18 protein-coding genes are annotated in these 18,336 nt (G+C 52.1%); 12 read left to right on the top strand and 6 right to left on the bottom strand.

What is annotated here, in order from left to right; translation table 11 throughout:
• The first annotated feature begins 7 nt into the window (after nucleotides 1-7).
• Nucleotides 8-1,327, top strand: coding sequence for a murein DD-endopeptidase MepM (gene mepM / locus JSN25_RS18235; protein ID WP_050764953.1), 1,320 nt, complete (start codon nucleotides 8-10; stop codon nucleotides 1,325-1,327).
• A 119-nt stretch (nucleotides 1,328-1,446) separates the two neighbouring features.
• A complete protein-coding gene (lpxM, locus tag JSN25_RS18230) occupies nucleotides 1,447-2,418 on the top strand; it encodes a lauroyl-Kdo(2)-lipid IV(A) myristoyltransferase (protein WP_085048042.1) in 972 nt (323 codons plus the stop codon).
• A 44-nt stretch (nucleotides 2,419-2,462) separates the two neighbouring features.
• Here lpxM and pyk read toward each other — a convergent pair whose 3' ends face one another.
• Both pyk and JSN25_RS18220 read right to left on the bottom strand, forming a co-directional pair.
• Nucleotides 2,463-3,905: a pyruvate kinase gene (pyk, locus tag JSN25_RS18225; RefSeq protein ID WP_038641420.1), complete on the bottom strand. Its 1,443-nt coding sequence runs from the start codon at nucleotides 3,903-3,905 to the stop codon at nucleotides 2,463-2,465.
• Nucleotides 3,906-4,023: 118 nt separating this feature from the next.
• A complete protein-coding gene (locus JSN25_RS18220; RefSeq protein ID WP_159121048.1) occupies nucleotides 4,024-4,893 on the bottom strand; it encodes a MurR/RpiR family transcriptional regulator in 870 nt (289 codons plus the stop codon).
• Between the two features lie 365 nt (nucleotides 4,894-5,258).
• Here JSN25_RS18220 and zwf point away from each other — a divergent pair, with 365 nt between their 5' ends.
• The 3 genes from zwf (at nucleotide 5,259) to kdgA (ending at nucleotide 9,456) form a co-directional block, all read left to right on the top strand.
• Nucleotides 5,259-6,734, top strand: coding sequence for a glucose-6-phosphate dehydrogenase (gene zwf / locus JSN25_RS18215; protein ID WP_003034896.1), 1,476 nt, complete (start codon nucleotides 5,259-5,261; stop codon nucleotides 6,732-6,734).
• Nucleotides 6,735-6,968: 234 nt separating this feature from the next.
• The gene (edd, locus tag JSN25_RS18210) at nucleotides 6,969-8,780 is read left to right on the top strand and encodes a phosphogluconate dehydratase (protein WP_085048044.1); all 1,812 of its coding nucleotides are present in this window, start codon (nucleotides 6,969-6,971) and stop codon (nucleotides 8,778-8,780) included.
• A gap of 34 nt (nucleotides 8,781-8,814) precedes the next feature.
• The gene (kdgA, locus tag JSN25_RS18205) at nucleotides 8,815-9,456 is read left to right on the top strand and encodes a bifunctional 4-hydroxy-2-oxoglutarate aldolase/2-dehydro-3-deoxy-phosphogluconate aldolase (RefSeq protein ID WP_204525218.1); all 642 of its coding nucleotides are present in this window, start codon (nucleotides 8,815-8,817) and stop codon (nucleotides 9,454-9,456) included.
• A gap of 68 nt (nucleotides 9,457-9,524) precedes the next feature.
• Here the strand turns inward: kdgA and purT are convergent, their stop codons facing one another.
• On the bottom strand, nucleotides 9,525-10,703 hold the full coding sequence (purT, locus tag JSN25_RS18200; protein ID WP_204525217.1) for a formate-dependent phosphoribosylglycinamide formyltransferase: 1,179 nt from the start codon (nucleotides 10,701-10,703) through the stop codon (nucleotides 9,525-9,527).
• A 132-nt stretch (nucleotides 10,704-10,835) separates the two neighbouring features.
• On the opposite strand from purT, the gene yebG reads away from it, so the two are divergent.
• The 4 genes from yebG to ptrB all read left to right on the top strand — a co-directional run bounded on the left by yebG (nucleotide 10,836) and on the right by ptrB (nucleotide 14,517).
• Entirely contained in the window at nucleotides 10,836-11,126 is a 291-nt protein-coding gene (gene yebG / locus JSN25_RS18195) for a DNA damage-inducible protein YebG (protein ID WP_038641410.1), read from the top strand.
• Nucleotides 11,127-11,247: 121 nt separating this feature from the next.
• The gene (yebF, locus tag JSN25_RS18190) at nucleotides 11,248-11,601 is read left to right on the top strand and encodes a protein YebF (protein ID WP_038641408.1); all 354 of its coding nucleotides are present in this window, start codon (nucleotides 11,248-11,250) and stop codon (nucleotides 11,599-11,601) included.
• A gap of 94 nt (nucleotides 11,602-11,695) precedes the next feature.
• The gene (locus JSN25_RS18185) at nucleotides 11,696-12,355 is read left to right on the top strand and encodes a tellurite resistance TerB family protein (protein WP_038641405.1); all 660 of its coding nucleotides are present in this window, start codon (nucleotides 11,696-11,698) and stop codon (nucleotides 12,353-12,355) included.
• A gap of 86 nt (nucleotides 12,356-12,441) precedes the next feature.
• Complete coding sequence (ptrB, locus tag JSN25_RS18180) at nucleotides 12,442-14,517, top strand: oligopeptidase B (protein WP_204525216.1); 2,076 nt, start codon at nucleotides 12,442-12,444, stop codon at nucleotides 14,515-14,517.
• On the opposite strand, the gene exoX is transcribed toward ptrB, so the two are convergent.
• The 3 genes from exoX to JSN25_RS18165 all read right to left on the bottom strand — a co-directional run bounded on the left by exoX (nucleotide 14,499) and on the right by JSN25_RS18165 (nucleotide 16,177).
• On the bottom strand, nucleotides 14,499-15,161 hold the full coding sequence (gene exoX, locus JSN25_RS18175) for an exodeoxyribonuclease X (RefSeq protein ID WP_038641401.1): 663 nt from the start codon (nucleotides 15,159-15,161) through the stop codon (nucleotides 14,499-14,501). The genes ptrB and exoX overlap by 19 nt on opposite strands.
• Before the next feature lie 22 nt (nucleotides 15,162-15,183).
• On the bottom strand, nucleotides 15,184-15,840 hold the full coding sequence (locus tag JSN25_RS18170; RefSeq protein ID WP_160956399.1) for a carbon-nitrogen hydrolase family protein: 657 nt from the start codon (nucleotides 15,838-15,840) through the stop codon (nucleotides 15,184-15,186).
• Between the two features lie 106 nt (nucleotides 15,841-15,946).
• Nucleotides 15,947-16,177: a DNA polymerase III subunit theta gene (locus JSN25_RS18165; RefSeq protein WP_038641397.1), complete on the bottom strand. Its 231-nt coding sequence runs from the start codon at nucleotides 16,175-16,177 to the stop codon at nucleotides 15,947-15,949.
• Between the two features lie 143 nt (nucleotides 16,178-16,320).
• On the opposite strand from JSN25_RS18165, the gene yobA reads away from it, so the two are divergent.
• From yobA to JSN25_RS18150, 3 genes are read left to right on the top strand one after another with little or no spacing between them, the layout of a single operon-like run.
• On the top strand, nucleotides 16,321-16,695 hold the full coding sequence (yobA, locus tag JSN25_RS18160) for a CopC domain-containing protein YobA (RefSeq protein ID WP_160956461.1): 375 nt from the start codon (nucleotides 16,321-16,323) through the stop codon (nucleotides 16,693-16,695).
• A 3-nt stretch (nucleotides 16,696-16,698) separates the two neighbouring features.
• Nucleotides 16,699-17,571: a copper homeostasis membrane protein CopD gene (gene copD / locus JSN25_RS18155; protein ID WP_204525215.1), complete on the top strand. Its 873-nt coding sequence runs from the start codon at nucleotides 16,699-16,701 to the stop codon at nucleotides 17,569-17,571.
• 20 nt (nucleotides 17,572-17,591) lie between these two features.
• The gene (locus JSN25_RS18150) at nucleotides 17,592-17,930 is read left to right on the top strand and encodes a YebY family protein (RefSeq protein WP_038641391.1); all 339 of its coding nucleotides are present in this window, start codon (nucleotides 17,592-17,594) and stop codon (nucleotides 17,928-17,930) included.
• Nucleotides 17,931-18,336 lie beyond the last annotated feature (406 nt).

Here is an 18,336-nt window from a genome sequence, read left to right as displayed (position 1 = left end):
TGAATACGTGCAACAGATAGCCCGCTCTGTCGCTCTGGCATTTAATAATCTGCCGCGACCCCATCGCGTTATGCTGGGGTCGCTTACCGTACTGACATTGGCCGTCGCTGTCTGGCGGCCCTATGTTTACCACCCCGATTCTGCACCCATCGTCAAAACTATCGAGCTGGAAAAAAGCGAGATTCGTTCTCTGTTGCCTGAGGCCAGCGAACCTATCGATCAGGCCGCTCAGGAAGATGAAGCTATCCCCCAGGATGAACTGGATGACAAAACGTCTGGTGAGGCCGGTGTGCATGAGTATGTCGTCTCTACGGGCGATACGCTGAGCAGTATTCTGAATCAGTACGGCATCGATATGGGTGACATCAGCCAGCTTGCTGCTTCCGATAAAGAGTTGCGTAACCTGAAAATTGGCCAGCAACTTTCCTGGACGCTAAGCGCGGAAGGTGACCTGCAACGCCTGACCTGGGAAGTTTCTCGTCGCGAAACTCGTACTTACGATCGCACTGCGACGGGTTTCAAAATGAGTAGCGAAATGCAGCAGGGCGATTGGGTCAACAGCCGTATCAAAGGCACAGTCGGCGGGAGCTTCGTTGCCAGTGCTAAAGATGCCGGGCTGACCAGCTCTGAAATCAGTGCGGTGATCAAGGCCATGCAGTGGCAGATGGATTTCCGCAAACTGAAAAAAGGCGATGAGTTCTCGGTGCTGATGTCTCGCGAAATGCTCGACGGCAAACGTGAGCAAAGCCAACTGCTGGGCGTGCGTTTGCGTTCTGAAGGCAAAGATTATTACGCCATCCGCGCTGAAGACGGTAAGTTCTATGACCGAAATGGTACCGGACTGGCGAAAGGCTTTATGCGTTTCCCAACGGCGAAACAGTTCCGCATCTCCTCGAACTTTAACCCACGTCGCCTGAACCCGGTGACGGGACGCGTAGCGCCGCATAAAGGTGTCGACTTTGCGATGCCGCAGGGGACGCCAGTGCTATCGGTGGGTGATGGTGAAGTGGTTGTCGCGAAGCGCAGCGGCGCCGCTGGGTACTATGTTGCGGTACGTCATGGTCGCACCTACACTACGCGTTATATGCACCTGCGTAAGCTATTGGTTAAGCCAGGACAAAAAGTGAAACGTGGCGACCGTATCGCGCTGTCAGGCAATACCGGACGTTCAACGGGCCCGCACCTGCATTACGAAGTTTGGATCAACCAGCAGGCTGTTAACCCGCTGACGGCGAAACTGCCGCGTACAGAAGGGTTGACCGGTTCAGATCGCACTGATTACCTGGCACAGGTGAAAGAAGTTGTTCCTCAGCTGCGTTTTGATTAATTAGCACACTGACAGAGCCGGTACGCGATGCGTGCCGGCTTTTTTATTTTGTACGGCACACGGTGCGCCGCTACACTATCAGCAGATTTACTTTTCGCGATACCAGACACTGGAAGAGCATGGAAACGAAAAAAAAGAATATTGAGTATATCCCTGAGTTTCACAAATCATTTCGCCATCCGCGCTACTGGGGCGCCTGGCTTGGCGTGGCGGCGATAGCCGGGATTGCGTTAACGCCAGCATCATTCCGCGATCCTATTTTGGCAAAGCTCGGACGGCTCGCCGGAAGACTGGGAAAAAGCTCGCGTCGCAGAGCATTGATCAATTTGTCTCTCTGCTTTCCTGAGCGTAGTGAAGCTGAGCGCGAGGCCATTGTCGATGAAATGTTCGCGACCGCGCCTCAGGCGATGGTCATGATGGCGGAACTGGCGATACGCGGCCCAGAGAAAATTCAGAGTCGGGTTGACTGGCAAGGGCTGGATATCATCGAAGAGATGCGTCGCAACGATGAAAAGGTGATTTTTCTCGTTCCTCATGGCTGGGGGGTGGACATCCCGGCGATGTTGATGGCTTCCCAGGGGCAGAAAATGGCGGCGATGTTCCACAACCAGGGAAACCCGGTATTCGATTACGTCTGGAACACGGTGCGCCGTCGTTTCGGTGGCCGCCTGCATGCGCGTAACGATGGTATCAAACCGTTTATTCAGTCTGTACGTCAGGGATATTGGGGATACTATTTGCCGGATCAGGACCATGGTCCTGAACACAGCGAGTTTGTGGACTTTTTTGCGACCTATAAAGCAACGTTACCGGCGATTGGCCGTCTGATGAAGGTGTGCCATGCGCGCGTGGTGCCTCTGTTCCCGGTATATGATGGTAAAACGCACCGCCTGACGATCCAGGTACGTCCTCCGATGGATGACATCCTGACGGCGGATGATCACACAATTGCCAGACGAATGAACGAAGAGGTGGAAATTTTTGTTGCCCCACACCTTGAGCAATACACCTGGATTTTAAAACTGCTTAAGACGCGTAAACCGGGTGAAATTGAGCCTTATAAACGCAAAGATCTCTATCCGAAGAAATAAAAAAAGGCCTCTCATGTGAGAGGCCTTTTTACATCAGACGGTAGTTACTCGACGGTCAGAATACGCGTGGTATTGGTTGAGCCAATGGTGCTCATGACATCGCCCTGGGTCACAATCACCAGGTCGCCGGAAACCAGATAACCTTTATCGCGCAGGAGGTTCACCGCTTCATTGGCGGCAACCACGCCATCAGTTTCGCTGTCAAAGTGAACCGGGGTGACGCCGCGATACAGAGAGGTCAGATTCAGCGTACGTTCATGACGAGACATCGCGAAAATCGGCAGGCCAGAACTGATACGAGAGGTCATCAGCGCGGTACGACCAGACTCAGTCATCGCGATGATAGCGGTTACCCCTTTCAGGTGGTTAGCGGCATACATCGCTGACATAGCAATTGCTTCTTCGACGTTGTCAAACTGCACGTCAAGACGGTGTTTGGAGACATTGATGCTCGGGATCTTCTCGGCACCCAGGCATACGCGAGCCATTGCCGCGACGGTTTCTGCCGGGTACTGGCCTGCTGCCGTTTCTGCAGAGAGCATAACGGCATCGGTACCGTCCAGAACGGCGTTAGCCACGTCCATCACTTCCGCACGGGTCGGCATTGGGTTGGTAATCATCGACTCCATCATCTGTGTGGCGGTAATGACCGCACGGTTCAGCTGACGTGCGCGACGAATCAACGCTTTTTGAATACCTACCAGCTCAGGATCGCCGATTTCAACGCCCAGGTCGCCACGCGCGACCATCACCACGTCGGAAGCCAGAATGATGTCATCCATCGCATTCTGGTCGCAGACAGCTTCCGCACGTTCTACCTTGGCGACGATTTTCGCATCGCAACCTGCGTCGCGCGCCAGACGACGGGCATAGTTCAGGTCTTCGCCGCAGCGCGGGAAGGAGACGGCCAGATAATCAACGCTGATTTGCGCTGCAGTGACGATGTCAGCTTTATCTTTTTCGGTCAGGGCTTCAGCAGAAAGACCGCCGCCCAGTTTGTTGATGCCCTTATTATTGGACAGCGGGCCGCCGACGGTGACTTCGGTGAAGACTTTCATTCCCTGGACTTCCAGCACCTTAAGCTGTACGCGACCGTCATCAAGTAGCAGGATATCGCCTGGCACGACGTCAGCAGGCAGACCTTTATAATCGATCCCGACTTTTTCTTTGTCGCCTTCGCCTTTGCCAAGGTTGGCGTCTAACAGGAACTTGTCGCCAACATTAAGAAAAACTTTACCTTCTTTAAAGGTTGATACGCGGATTTTAGGTCCCTGCAGGTCACCCAAAATAGCTACATGGCGTCCCAGTTTTGCGGCAATTTCACGGACCTTATCCGCCCGCATTTTGTGATCTTCTGGAGAGCCGTGCGAAAAGTTCATACGTACGACGTTCGCACCCGCAGCGATAATTTTTTCGAGGTTGTTATCGCGATCAGTTGCTGGGCCTAACGTGGTAACGATTTTGGTTCTGCGAAGCCTTCTGGACATGTAATACTCCGTTGACTGAAACAACTAGGTGTTGCGTGAACATTAATCCGGTCGTTCTCAAACATTGACGGTAAATGAACGACCCGGATGATAAAAGGGTAGAACATTGTTATTGCTTTTAGCGATCATCACTCTTGATGAGTAATTCTTTATCAAAACGCGATTCCTTGAGTGCTTCCTTGACACGCTTCAAGTTATCTCTAAATTTTGCCCCGCGGCGCAAAGTAAATCCTGTAGCCAGCACATCTATCACGGTCAGTTGAGCAAGTCGAGAGACCATGGGCATATAAATGTCAGTATCTTCCGGTACGTCGAGGGTAATGGCCAGCGTGGATTCGCGCGCCAGCGGCGTGCCGGGAGAGGTCAAGGCGATAACCATCGCGTCGTTTTCCCTCGCCAACTGCGCCAGTTCAACCAGAGTTTTGGTTCTTCCGGTATGCGAAATCAGCACAATAACGTCGTCGTCGCTACAATTCATGCAACTCATACGTTGCAGTACAATATCGTCGGAATAGATCACCGGTACGTTAAAACGAAAAAATTTGTTCATCGCGTCGTGCGCTACCGCGGCGGAAGACCCAAGGCCAAAAAAGGCAATTTTCTTCGCCTGGGTTAACAAATCCACCGCCCTGTTTACCGCGGTGTTATCCAGAGACTGGCGAACGTGGTCAAGACTTGCCATCGCCGACTCGAAGATTTTTCCCGTGTAAGATTCTACGCTGTCATCCTCATCCACATTACGATTAACATAAGGGGTGCCATTTGCCAGACTTTGCGCCAGATGAAGTTTAAAATCAGGAAAGCCGCGCGTATCCATACTGCGACAGAAGCGGTTCACCGTCGGCTCGCTGACGTTGGCTTCCAGCGCAAGCGCAGCGATGCTTGAATGGATTGCCCGGTCGGGTGAGGCAAGAATAATGTCAGCGACTTTACGCTCTGATTTGCTCAACTGTTCCAGTTTTAACTGGATTTTTTCCAGCATATTCATGATGTAGGTCGACTCATGGCTCATGGGAAAAAACGATTTCAGCGATACGGGGAAATCGGGGGATACATTTGCTAGATATTACCCCTGCCACGGAAGGAACGGGGCAAAATGGACAGAATAGTTGTTGTTTTTTTTCATTACATGATCGAAGTCTGGTTTTGTTACTTCTTCATGGCTACGAAAAAAAGCGACTTTTTTATCCATTTTGCAGAGGTAAACGCCAATCAAACGCCTGTTTGCGGTAACAGCACGGCTGGATAAGCGTTTACGGTTTCCGGATTCACGTAAAAGCAGTACAGTGCACTGTAATAAAATTACAACCAGTTTCTGGCAAAAGCACCAGACACTTAATTGAGGAGAATGACATGGCGGTAACGCAAACAGCCCAGGCATGTGACCTGGTCATTTTCGGCGCGAAGGGCGACCTGGCGCGGCGGAAATTGCTGCCTTCCCTGTATCAACTGGAAAAGGCCGGCCAGATTAACCCGGAAACCCGTATCATCGGGGTAGGGCGTGCCGACTGGGACAAAGCAGCCTATACCAAGGTTGTGCGCGAAGCGCTCGAAACCTTCATGAAAGAAAAAATTGATGAAGGTTTGTGGGAGACCCTCAGCGGCCGTCTGGAGTTTTGTAATCTGGATGTCAATGATACCGCCGCATTTAGCCGTCTGGGTGAAATGCTGGATCAGAAATCACGGACTACGATTAACTATTTCGCGATGCCGCCAAGCACCTTTGGCGCGATCTGCAAAGGTTTGGGTGAAGCAAAGCTGAATGCTAAACCTGCCCGCGTTGTGATGGAAAAACCGTTGGGAACGTCACTGGCAACATCGCGCGAGATCAATGATCAGGTCGGTGAATATTTCGAAGAGTGTCAGGTTTATCGTATCGACCACTATCTCGGTAAAGAGACGGTGCTGAACCTGCTGGCACTGCGTTTTGCCAACTCCCTGTTTGTAAACAACTGGGATAACCGCACGATCGATCACGTTGAAATTACCGTCGCGGAAGAAGTGGGTATTGAAGGTCGCTGGGGGTATTTTGACCAGGCCGGTCAAATGCGCGACATGATCCAAAACCACCTGCTGCAGATCTTGTGCATGATCGCGATGTCTCCGCCGTCGGACCTGAGCGCTGACAGCATTCGTGATGAAAAAGTGAAGGTACTGAAATCACTACGCCGTATCGACCGCTCAAACGTGCGTGAAAAGACGGTTCGCGGTCAGTACACCGCGGGTTTTGCCCAGGGCAAAAAAGTTCCGGGATATCTGGAAGAAGAGGGCGCGAACAAAAGCAGCAATACGGAAACGTTTGTGGCGATCCGTGTGGATATTGATAACTGGCGTTGGGCGGGCGTTCCGTTCTATCTGCGTACCGGCAAGCGTTTACCGACGAAGTGCTCTGAAGTCGTCGTCTATTTCAAAACGCCTGAGCTGAATCTGTTCCGGGAATCCTGGCAGGATCTGCCGCAGAACAAGCTGACTATTCGTTTGCAGCCTGATGAAGGTGTTGATATCCAGGTGCTGAACAAAGTGCCGGGTCTGGACCACAAGCATAACCTGCAAATCACCAAGCTTGATCTGAGCTATTCCGAAACCTTTAACCAGACGCATCTGGCCGACGCCTATGAGCGACTGCTGCTTGAAACGATGCGCGGTATTCAGGCGCTGTTTGTGCGTCGTGATGAAGTTGAAGAAGCCTGGAAGTGGGTCGACTCAATTACCGAAGCATGGGCGATGGACAACGATGCGCCGAAACCGTATCAGGCAGGGACCTGGGGACCGGTTGCCTCTGTGGCAATGATCACCCGAGATGGTCGTTCCTGGAACGAATTCGAGTAAAAGATCGCCTTACCCATAGGGGTTATTTTACCGGTAACATGATCTAACACAGATTGCAGAATAATTTTTGCACTTTTAAGCCTCGCGTGGATTCACCCGCGGGGCTTTTTTTATTACACTGCCTGAAACGATTTTGCCCCTGAGCTACGGCAAACAAGCGATTCAGCACTTTTTAACACGACTGATAAGCATTGTTAACCCTACCGCTCTGACAGATAAATTTTAGGAGCCTCTATGAATCCGAATTTGTTACGCGTAACACAACGTATCGTCGAACGTTCTCGCCATACACGTTCTGCCTACCTCGCCCGTATTGAACAAGCTAAATCGACCACCGTTCATCGTTCGCAACTGGCATGCGGTAACCTGGCGCATGGCTTTGCCGCGTGTCAACCGGACGACAAAGCATCGCTGAAAAGCATGCTGCGTAACAATATCGCGATCATTACCTCCTACAACGACATGCTTTCTGCGCATCAGCCATATGAACATTATCCGGCTATCATTCGCCAGGCGCTGCATGAAGCCAATGCGGTAGGTCAGGTTGCCGGTGGTGTGCCGGCCATGTGTGACGGTGTTACCCAGGGACAGGATGGGATGGAGCTTTCGCTGCTGAGTCGTGAAGTGATTGCGATGTCAGCGGCTGTAGGTCTCTCTCACAATATGTTCGATGGCGCGTTGTTCCTCGGCGTGTGCGATAAAATTGTCCCTGGCCTGGTGATGGCGGCGCTGTCATTCGGTCATCTGCCGTCTATCTTCATTCCTTCCGGGCCGATGGCGAGCGGCCTGGCGAATAAAGAAAAAGTGCGTATTCGTCAACTCTATGCGGAAGGCAAAGTTGATCGCATGGCGCTGCTCGAGTCCGAGGCGGCGTCTTATCACGCACCGGGTACCTGTACGTTCTACGGTACGGCGAATACCAACCAGATGGTCGTTGAGTTCATGGGGATGCAACTGCCAGGCTCCTCATTCGTCCATCCGGATGCGCCGCTGCGTGAAGCGTTGACCGCTGCTGCCGCCCGTCAGGTTACGCGTCTTACCGGGAACGGCAATGAATGGATGCCGATCGGTAAAATGATCGATGAAAAAGTGGTGGTGAACGGAATTGTGGCGCTGCTGGCGACCGGGGGCTCAACTAACCACACGATGCATCTGGTGGCCATGGCGCGCGCGGCCGGGATTCTGATTAACTGGGATGACTTCTCCGATCTGTCCGATATCGTGCCGCTGATGGCGCGCTTGTACCCGAACGGTCCGGCGGATATTAACCATTTCCAGGCGGCGGGCGGCGTACCGGTGCTAATGCGTGAGCTGCTGAACGCGGGTCTGCTGCATGAAGATGTGAATACCGTTGCCGGATTCGGTTTATCGCGTTACACCATGGAGCCGTGGCTTAACAACGGTGAACTGGACTGGCGCGAAGGGGCGGCGAAATCACTGGACAGCAACGTGATTGCCACCTTTGACCAACCTTTCTCTCACCACGGCGGCACTAAAGTGCTGAGCGGTAACCTCGGGCGCGCAGTGATGAAAACGTCGGCGGTACCGGTTGAAAATCAGGTTATTGAAGCGCCGGCAGTCGTTTTTGAAAGTCAGCACGATGTGCTACCGGCGTTCGATGCCGGTCTGCTTGACCGCGATTGCGTAGTTGTTGTGCGTCATCAGGGACCAAAAGCGAACGGAATGCCAGAATTACATAAACTCATGCCGCCACTTGGTGTATTATTGGACCGTTGTTTCAAAATTGCGTTAGTTACCGATGGACGACTTTCAGGTGCTTCAGGTAAAGTGCCTTCAGCAATCCATGTAACCCCAGAAGCCTATGATGGCGGTCTGCTGGCAAAAGTACGTGATGGCGACATCATTCGTGTGAATGGACAGACAGGTGAATTGACGCTGCTGGTTGACGAAGAAGAACTTGCTTCACGTCAGCCTCACATTCCAGACCTCAGCGCATCGCGCGTGGGGACCGGACGTGAAATGTTCAGCGCGTTGCGTGAGAAGCTGTCCGGAGCGGAGCAGGGCGCAACCTGTATCACTTTTTAAGACTTATTTTGTAATCAGGCGAGAGAAAACTCTGATGAAAAACTGGAAGACAAGTGCAGAAGCAATCCTGACCACTGGCCCGGTTGTACCGGTTATTGTGGTTAATAAACTGGAACATGCGGTGCCGATGGCAAAAGCGCTGGTTGCAGGTGGCGTGCGCGTTCTGGAAGTGACCTTACGTACCGCATGTGCGATGGATGCCATTCGCGTGATCGCGAAAGAAGTTCCGGACGCCATCGTCGGCGCAGGTACTGTACTGAATCCGCAACAACTGGCTGAAGTCACCGAAGCCGGTGCGCAGTTTGCTATCAGCCCGGGTCTGACCGAGCCGCTGTTAAAAGCCGCAACGGAAGGGACTATTCCGCTGATCCCTGGCATCAGCACGGTTTCTGAACTGATGCTGGGTATGGACTACGGATTGAAAGAGTTCAAATTCTTCCCGGCGGAAGCGAACGGCGGTACTAAAGCGCTGCAGGCGATTGCGGGCCCGTTCTCTCAGGTACGTTTCTGCCCGACCGGTGGTATCTCTCCGGCGAATTACCGTGACTACCTCGCGCTGAAAAGCGTGCTGTGCATCGGTGGTTCCTGGCTGGTTCCGGCAGATGCGCTGGAAGCTGGCGATTACGAACGCATTACCAAACTGGCTCGTGAAGCAGTAGAAGGCGCGAAGCAGTAAGCCGTTAATGTGTAAACCGTAGGCCGGATGCGGCATCAACGCCTTATCCGGCCTACGGGGCTGGTTTTTTATCCTGTAACTTTCACCTGTGCGGCGGCGTGTTTCGCGCGTTCAACCGCGTCTTCAATGGTTTGCGCTGTAGCCAGTACCACGCCTAAACGACGGCTCCCGTCGATCTCCGGCTTACCAAAGAATCGTACTTGCAGGCCAGCGCCCACGGCGGCCTGTACGTTATCAAACGTCACATTCTGGCTGCTAAGTTGCGGCAGAATAACGGCGGAAGCGGAAGGCCCGTACTGACGGATTGCGCCAACGGGCAGACCGAGAAATGCGCGGACGTGCAGGGCAAACTCAGACAGGTCCTGCGAAATTAAGGTCACCATTCCGGTGTCGTGCGGGCGAGGGGAGACTTCGCTAAAAATGACCTCATCACCGCAGACAAACAGCTCCACGCCAAACAGACCGTAGCCGCCTAACGCCAGCACGACTTTACGGGCAATCTCCTGCGCGCGCGCCAGCGCCAGGTCGCTCATCTGCTGAGGCTGCCAGGATTCACGATAATCGCCATCTTCCTGACGATGCCCTACCGGCGCGCAAAAGTGTACGCCATCAACGGCGCTAACGGTAAGCAGGGTAATTTCAAAATCAAAATCTACCACGCCTTCGACGATAACGCGCCCGGCGCCTGCCCGGCCTCCCTGTTGAGCATAGTTCCAGGCTTCGGTGAGCCGATCGGCTGAACGAATAAAGCTTTGCCCCTTACCTGAGGAACTCATTACTGGCTTCACGATGCAAGGAAAGCCAATTTCGGAGACGGCCTCGCGAAAGCGAGTTTCGCTGTCTGCAAAGCGAAAAGAAGAGGTTGGTAAAGACAGCTCCTCTGCGGCGAGGCGACGGATCCCTTCGCGGTTCATGGTCAGTTGGGTCGCTCGTGCGCACGGCACAACGTGTTGCCCTTCCTGTTCCAGCTTTACCAGCATATCCGTGGCAATTGCCTCTATTTCCGGCACGATATAATGTGGTTTTTCACGCGCGACAACCTCGCGTAACGCTTCGCCATCGAGCATATTGATTACGTATGAGCGATGGGCAACGTGCATGGCTGGCGCGTCGGGGTAACGATCCACGGCAATGACTTCCACACCCAGGCGTTGGCATTCGATCGCCACTTCTTTACCCAGTTCACCTGAACCTAATAACATCACTCGCGTTGCTGCGGGACGCAGCGCTGTGCCTAATAACGTCATAAATTAATCCCCTGTTTTATCTGGGCGCAGTATATACGAAAACGTTTGCGTCTGTCTTTATTACCAGGTTGATTTCAGGGCGCAAAAAGAATATACTGTACATAAATACAGGTAATTTAAGAGGCTGCAAAAATGGCGGTTGAAGTTAAATACGTAGTCATTCGGGAAGGTGAGGAAAAAATGTCGTTTACCAGCAAAAAGGAAGCCGATGCGTATGACAAAATGCTTGATACAGCGGATTTGCTCGACACATGGCTGGAGCAGTCACCGGTAGCGCTTGAAGACGAGCAGCGTGAAGCGCTTTCCCTGTGGCTGGCTGAGCAAAAAGATGTGCTGAGCGCCATCCTGAAAAACGGCAAGCTGCCGTCTCCGCAGGCCGTTAAAGATGACGCGCACGCTGAGGATGATACCCAGGCTGCCTGAAACGACTTGCGCTCCTGACGTTTTGTACCATGCTTTTTCCTGAATCATTGTGCAATCCCTGACGTCTTTTCGCGTTGCTACATGCGACCGGAAAGACGAAGGGGAGATAAAGGAGAAAAAAATGTATAAAAAAAGAGCGTTATTAAGCCTGCTGTTGTTATCTGCCAGCGTATCTGTTTTTGCGGCAAACATGGAAAGCAAAAATGTTCAGTTTCCAAAATGCGAAGGGCTGAATGCTGATGGTATTGCGGCGAGCGTGAAACGTGATTATCAACAAAATCGCATCGCGCGCTGGGCTGACGATCAAAAGCGTGTTGGGCAAGCCGATCCTGTCGCCTGGGTTAATACCCCCGATATTACGGGCAAAGATGGCAAATGGTCGGTCCCGCTGACGGTTCGCGGAAAAAGCGCGGATATTCACTATCAGGTAAAAGTCGACTGCCAGGCCGGAACGGCGGAGTATCAACCGCAGTAATGAGCGTATTTGCACATCTTTTGATGAGCTGAACACTTCCTGACATCCCCTCGGGTACGCTTTGACGATTATTCGTCTGTACTTGAGGGGCAAAATGGCTAACTGGCTGAACCAACTACAATCTCTTCTTGGGCAAAAAGGATCCTCCGCATCATCTTCCGGCGAGCAAGGGCTGAGTAAACTTCTGGTCCCTGGCGCGTTAGGCGGTCTGGCGGGATTACTGGTTGCCAACAAATCCTCACGTAAGTTACTGAGTAAATATGGCACCAGCGCGCTTCTGGTGGGTGGTGGTGCGGTTGCCGGAACCGTGCTGTGGAACAAATACAAAGATAAAGTTCGCGCCGCGCATCAGGATGAGCCGCAGTTCGGCGTACAAAGCTCGCCGCTGGATGAGCGAACTGAACGCCTGATCCTGGCGCTGGTTTTTGCGGCTAAAAGCGATGGTCATATTGATGCCAAAGAGCGTACCGCCATTGAACAGCAGCTTCGTGACGCGGGTGTTGAGGAGCAAGGCCGCGTTCTGATTGAGCGGGCTATCGAACAACCGCTGGATCCTCAGCGCCTGGCGCAAGGGATCCGCAACGAAGAAGAGGCGCTGGAAATTTACTTCCTGAGCTGTGCGGCGATTGATATCGACCACTTTATGGAGCGCAGCTATCTGAATGCGCTGGGTGACGCGTTGAAGATCCCACAGGATGTTCGTGACGGCATTGAACAGGATCTCAAGGCGCAAAAACAGGCTTTACCGGGTTAATTACTTATCGCTAAGGCGCATGTTTCGCTTGCATCATCGCTGTCTTTTGCCACCCTTATAGGATGTTTAAGCAAAAGAACAATGACATGCTACCAAAAGCTTCTCGTATTCCTCACGCCATGACGCAGCATGGCGATACACGTGTTGATAATTATTACTGGTTGCGAGACGACACCCGCTCGCAGCCGGACGTGCTCGAATACCTGCAACAGGAAAATGCGTATGGCCATCAGGTTATGGCTTCGCAGCAGGCTTTGCAGGAGCGTGTTCTGAAAGAAATTATCGACCGTATTCCCCCACAGGATGCATCCGCTCCCTATGTGAAAAATGGTTATCGTTACCGCCATATTTATGAACCGGGATGTGAATATGCCATTTATCAGCGCCAGTCGGTTCTCAGCGAAGAGTGGGATGAATGGAATACTCTGCTGGACGGCAACCAGCGTGCAGCCCACAGTGAATTTTATACGCTGGGAGGGCTGGCGATATCACCCGATAATAGCATTATGGCGCTGGCCGAAGATTACCTCTCTCGTCGGCAATATGGCGTTCGCTTTCGCAACCTGGAAAGCGGCAACTGGTATCCGGAAGTACTGGATAACGTTGAAGCGGATCTGGTCTGGGCGAATGATTCCCAGACCTTCTATTACGTTCGCAAACACGCCACGACGTTACTGCCGTACCAGGTCTGGCGGCATACCGTTGGATCTCCCTCGTCACTGGACGAATTGGTGTACGAAGAAGCCGATGACATGTTTTATGTCAGTCTGCATAAAACCACCTCGTTACATTATGTGGTGATCCATATCGCCAGCGCGACGACCAGTGAGGTTCTGCTGTTGGATGCAGAACTGGCCGACGCCGAACCTTTGCTTTTTTTAGCGCGGCGTAAAGACCATGAGTACAGCCTCGATCACTATCAGCACAAGTTTTATCTGCGTTCTAATCGTGAAGGTAAAAACTTTGGTCTGTACCGCACGCGCGTACGCAATGAACAAGCGTGGGAGGTGCTGATCCCGCCGCGCGAGAACGTCATGCTGGAGGGGTTTACCCTGTTTACCGACTGGCTGGTGGTGGAAGAACGCCAGCAGGGTTTAACCAGTCTGCGTCAGATCAATCGCAAAACGCGCGAAGTGATCGGTATCGCCTTTGACGATCCGGCGTATGTGACCTGGCTTGCCTATAACCCGGAACCGGAGACATCGCGCCTGCGCTATGGCTATTCCTCCATGACCACGCCGGACACGTTGTTTGAACTCGATATGGACACCGGGGAGCGTCGCGTGCTTAAGCAGACGGAGGTTCCCGGATTTGATGCGGCGAATTACCGCAGCGAACATGTCTGGATCACCGCCCGTGATGGTACTGAGGTTCCGGTCTCGCTGGTTTATCATCAAAAGTATTTCCTGAAAGGGAAAAATCCACTACTGGTTTACGGCTATGGCTCGTATGGTGCCAGCATGGATGCTGATTTCAGTAGCAGCCGTTTAAGCTTATTGGATCGCGGCTTTGTTTACGCCATTGCCCATGTGCGTGGCGGCGGTGAATTGGGTCAGCAATGGTACGAAGACGGTAAGTTTCTGCACAAGAAAAATACCTTCAATGATTACCTCGATGTCTGCGATGCGCTGCTAAGAATGGGTTATGGTGCGCCATCGTTATGCTACGGCATGGGGGGAAGCGCCGGAGGAATGTTAATGGGCGTCGCCATTAATGAACGCCCGGACTTGTTCCATGGCGTGATCGCCCAGGTGCCGTTTGTCGACGTGGTGACCACGATGCTGGATGAGTCAATTCCACTCACCACCGGTGAATTTGAGGAATGGGGTAATCCGCAGGATCCGCAGTACTATGCGTATATGAAAAGCTACAGCCCCTATGACAACGTCACCGCGCAGGATTATCCGCATTTGCTGGTCACGACGGGATTACACGACTCCCAGGTGCAATACTGGGAACCGGCAAAGTGGGTGGCAAAATTGCGTGAGCTGAAAACGGACGATCGCTTGCTGTTACTGTGCACGGATATGGATTCCGGGCACGGCGGTAAGTCCGGGCGTTTTAAATCTTACGAAGGCGTGGCCCTGGAGTACGCGTTTTTGATTGGGCTGGCACAGGGAACGCTGTCTGGGCAAGCTTCAGATCAGATGTTATCCAGATAGTGCTTCAGCGTTAATCGCAGCTCCGGGCTCATACTGTCGAGGTTATTAAATAACCAACGCAGATAGCCCGGATCGCGTTCTGCCACCTCTGATACCGGTTTTCCACGGTACTTACCAAATGTGAAAGTAGTGAGTAATGCAGGGCGGCCGGTAATGTCGACCATCTGCTCTGCGGTCCAGCCTGAAGTCTGCATGATGTCGATCAGCAAAGCCGCAGTGATGTAGCAATCGTACAGAGCGCGGTGGTGATGCAGGCCTGCAGGCGTCTGAACGTTCAGCTTACGTGATTTGTACAGCGCCATATTGCTGTATTTGATTCCTGGCCACAATCGACGGGAGAGCTTCATGGTGCAGATCCACTCTCCGGGCATCTCTGGCAATACGCGGCGGTCGAAACTTGCGTTGTGCGCCACATACCACTCACTACCGTAATAGTGCGGAATGATATCTTCAATCCATGGCTTATCGGCTACCATCGCTTCAGTAATGCGATGAATAGCCATCGCCTGGGGGCTAATGGGGCGGTCAGGGCGCACCAGGTGGCTCATTGGGTTAACTATCTTTCCATCAACCACATCGACAGAAGCAATCTCAACAATGCCTCCCTGCAGACCACAGGTTTCTGTATCTATTATGCGCAACATGCCATGCTCCCGACCAAAACGACTAGCGTAAAGGAATGATATCACCTTGCCAACCCCGTGGCGTGCGTTGACCGGTTAAGAGCAAAGAACCGCTGTCGGCGCGTACAATCAATCGACCTCGCTCGTCCCATAACGCGCTGCTCCCGCGTGCATTGGCCATTAATACCGCGATGGCAAATTTATGCGAGAAACTTTGTAGCTGAGATGCGGATGAGAGGAGTTCTGGCTCGCTGACGGACTGGCTACTGGTGAATAACGAAAAAGCAGGATCGATATCAATACCTTCTGGCTGACTATCCACAACGCTGATGGCATTGCGCTGTCTGGCAATACAGGCCCCGTGGCTCTGATGAAACGTTAATGGTGATGTCATCCAGGGAGAGAAAAGCGCAATGCCTTTCACAAAACGATTGTTATGCTCTACCGGCAATCCCGCGATAATTGTCATGCGGTAAGTCGCTGCGGCATGCGCCAGCGGTTCCAGCAACGCTTCATCAGGTGGCGCTGGGAGGGAGTCATTCTCATCAACGCAGCCCAACAAGGAGAGGGCGGGGAAGACCAGCAATTCACATTGGCATTGTGCGGCTGCCTGAATGAATTGCAGGTGATGGGCAACGTTTTCGGTCACTGATGTGTGAAGGGGTTCGTATTGTGCTGCTGCGATTTTCCAGTGTGACATAATGATTTCCTTTTCATAGTGTCTACAACCATCTTTAAAGTATAGATTAAGAATATACTTATACTGTAGCAGGCATCATGTAAGGAATCGTAACGTAATATAAGTTTTATTTAACTTTCGGCTCGTACGGTAAACGTGAAAGGGAGACGGATGCCAGGCGATGCGCGATGAGTCTTTCACGAAACCAGTCGCGTAAATGTTCGGGCTGTTCACGTTCAACCACTTCGGCAACGATCGGCATATTGTAGCGTTCTTTAAATGCGACACCCGCCGCGGCCAGGTCAACATTGACCTTATCCATTTCGGCTTGCTCAAGTTTGGCCAGATTGATGTTCATAGGCTGCTCCTTTTCTCTGTCTTCCGGCGCGCAAAGTTACTAAGAGTGCGCATTAATGGCAAGACAGAATTGATGATTCTCGACTCGATCATTGTAGAAGGTTATTCTCTATAGATTAGACATAACAAAAAGGAATAGTTGAAATGGCTTCATCTGCATCTTCGCTACGTAATACTCTCATCGTACTCGCCAGCCTCCTCGCAACACCCGCTGCATTGGCGCATGCTCACCTGACAAAACAAAGTCCGGCGGCGAATGCGGAAGTCACCGCTTCTCCCCAGGCGCTGACGCTGAATTTTTCTGAAGGCGTCGAACCTGCGTTCAGCGGCGCAACGCTGACAGGTCCACAAAAGGAATCAATCAAGACGGGCAAAGCGACCCGCAGCGATCAGGACAAAACGCAACTGATTATTCCGCTCGCTCAAACGCTGAAGGCCGGAAAATATACGGTGGACTGGCACGTTGTATCCGTGGATGGTCACAAGACAAAGGGACAATATACCTTTAGCGTGAAATAACCGATGCTGGCATTTACCTGGGTTGCCCTGCGATTTATTCATTTTACCGCGTTGATGCTGGTGTTTGGTTGTGCGCTTTACGGCGCATGGCTGGCTCCCGTTTCGGTTCGCCGTTTAATGATGCGTCGTTTTTTACGTCTGCAACGCCATGCCGCGACGTGGAGTTTTATCAGCGCGACGCTAATGCTGGCGATCCAGGGGGGCTTAATGGGCTCAGGATGGCGGGATGTCGTCTCTACAGACGTTTGGGGCGCCGTTCTGCAGACGCAATTTGGCGGCGTCTGGCTATGGCAGATTATCCTCGCGATGGTCACGTTGGTGGTGACCATCGTTGTGCCGCGCAGCATGTCGCGACTGCTCTTGATGCTGACGATTGCTCAGTTTATTTTGCTGGCAGGCGTTGGACATGCAACGCTGCATACTGGCGTCGCTGGGGCTATCCAACAGGTTAACTATGCCTTACATCTGATATGTGCCGCCGCCTGGTTTGGCGGCTTGCTGCCCGTACTTTACTGTATGAGAATGGCGCAGGGCCGCTGGCGGGAACAAGCGATCGGAACCATGATGCGTTTCTCCCGCTATGGGCATCTCTTCGTTGCCGGGGTTTTACTTACCGGGATTATGAATGCCCTGTTTATTGTCGGTGTTTCCGGCTCCTGGCACATGGCTTATGGGCAACTGCTTTTGTTAAAAGGTGCCCTTGTCATGCTAATGGTAGCGATTGCCCTGGCGAATCGGTATGTTCTGGTACCACGCATGCAGCAGGATAATGGCTGTGTGACGCTCTATTTCATTTGGATGACAAAACTGGAATGGGGAATAGGGGCCGTTGTGCTGGCGATTGTCAGCCTGTTTGCAACCCTCGAACCTTTTTGATTGATGGACTGGCAAAACGCATGAAAAAAATCATTCTCTCTTTACTACTACTGGCAAGTTCAGGGGCCGCGCTGGCAGCGCCACAGGTCATCACCGTCAGCCGTTTTGAGGTTGGCAAAGATAAGTGGGCGTTTAATCGGGAAGAGGTGATGCTGACCTGCCGTGCAGGTCACGCGCTGTATGTCATCAATCCCAGCACGCTGGTGCAATATCCATTGAATGATGTTGCCAGAGAACAGGTTGCGAGCGGTAAAACCACGGCGAAGCCGATTGAGATTATCCAGATTGATGACCCGACGAAACCGGGTGAAAAAATGAGCCTGGCGCCGTTTGTTGAGCGTGCAGAAAAACTCTGTTAATTGTCAGATGTAGCGTTCTGATTTCCAATAAAAAAACCGCAGGATCTCACAGGAGAACTTGCGGTTTTTACATTTGGTCGTGTAACAGACTGCCTTTTTTTCCGGTCACTTTAGTCGCGGACTGGAAAACCTGGCGCTGTCATCTATTCTTAAATGGCAGGGTAACTTAGCCTGCATTAATGCCAACTTTTAGCGCACGGCTCTCTCCCAAGAGCCATTTCCCTGGACCGAATACAGGAATCGTATTCGGTCTCTTTTTATGTCTTTGTTTTCATTGTGTTTTTTCTGTTTTATCACGAAATCCCACGAAAATTACTCGAAATTTCCATATCCTGTCTAAACCATAACATATTCTGCACCGCGTGCGTCCAGGTATTTTTTGGTCATTGTTAAATTTTTATGCCCG

It is taken from the genome of Citrobacter cronae (genome assembly GCF_016893685.1).
Lineage (GTDB): Bacteria > Pseudomonadota > Gammaproteobacteria > Enterobacterales > Enterobacteriaceae > Citrobacter > Citrobacter werkmanii.
This window is presented reverse-complemented; position numbering and strand designations above follow the sequence as displayed.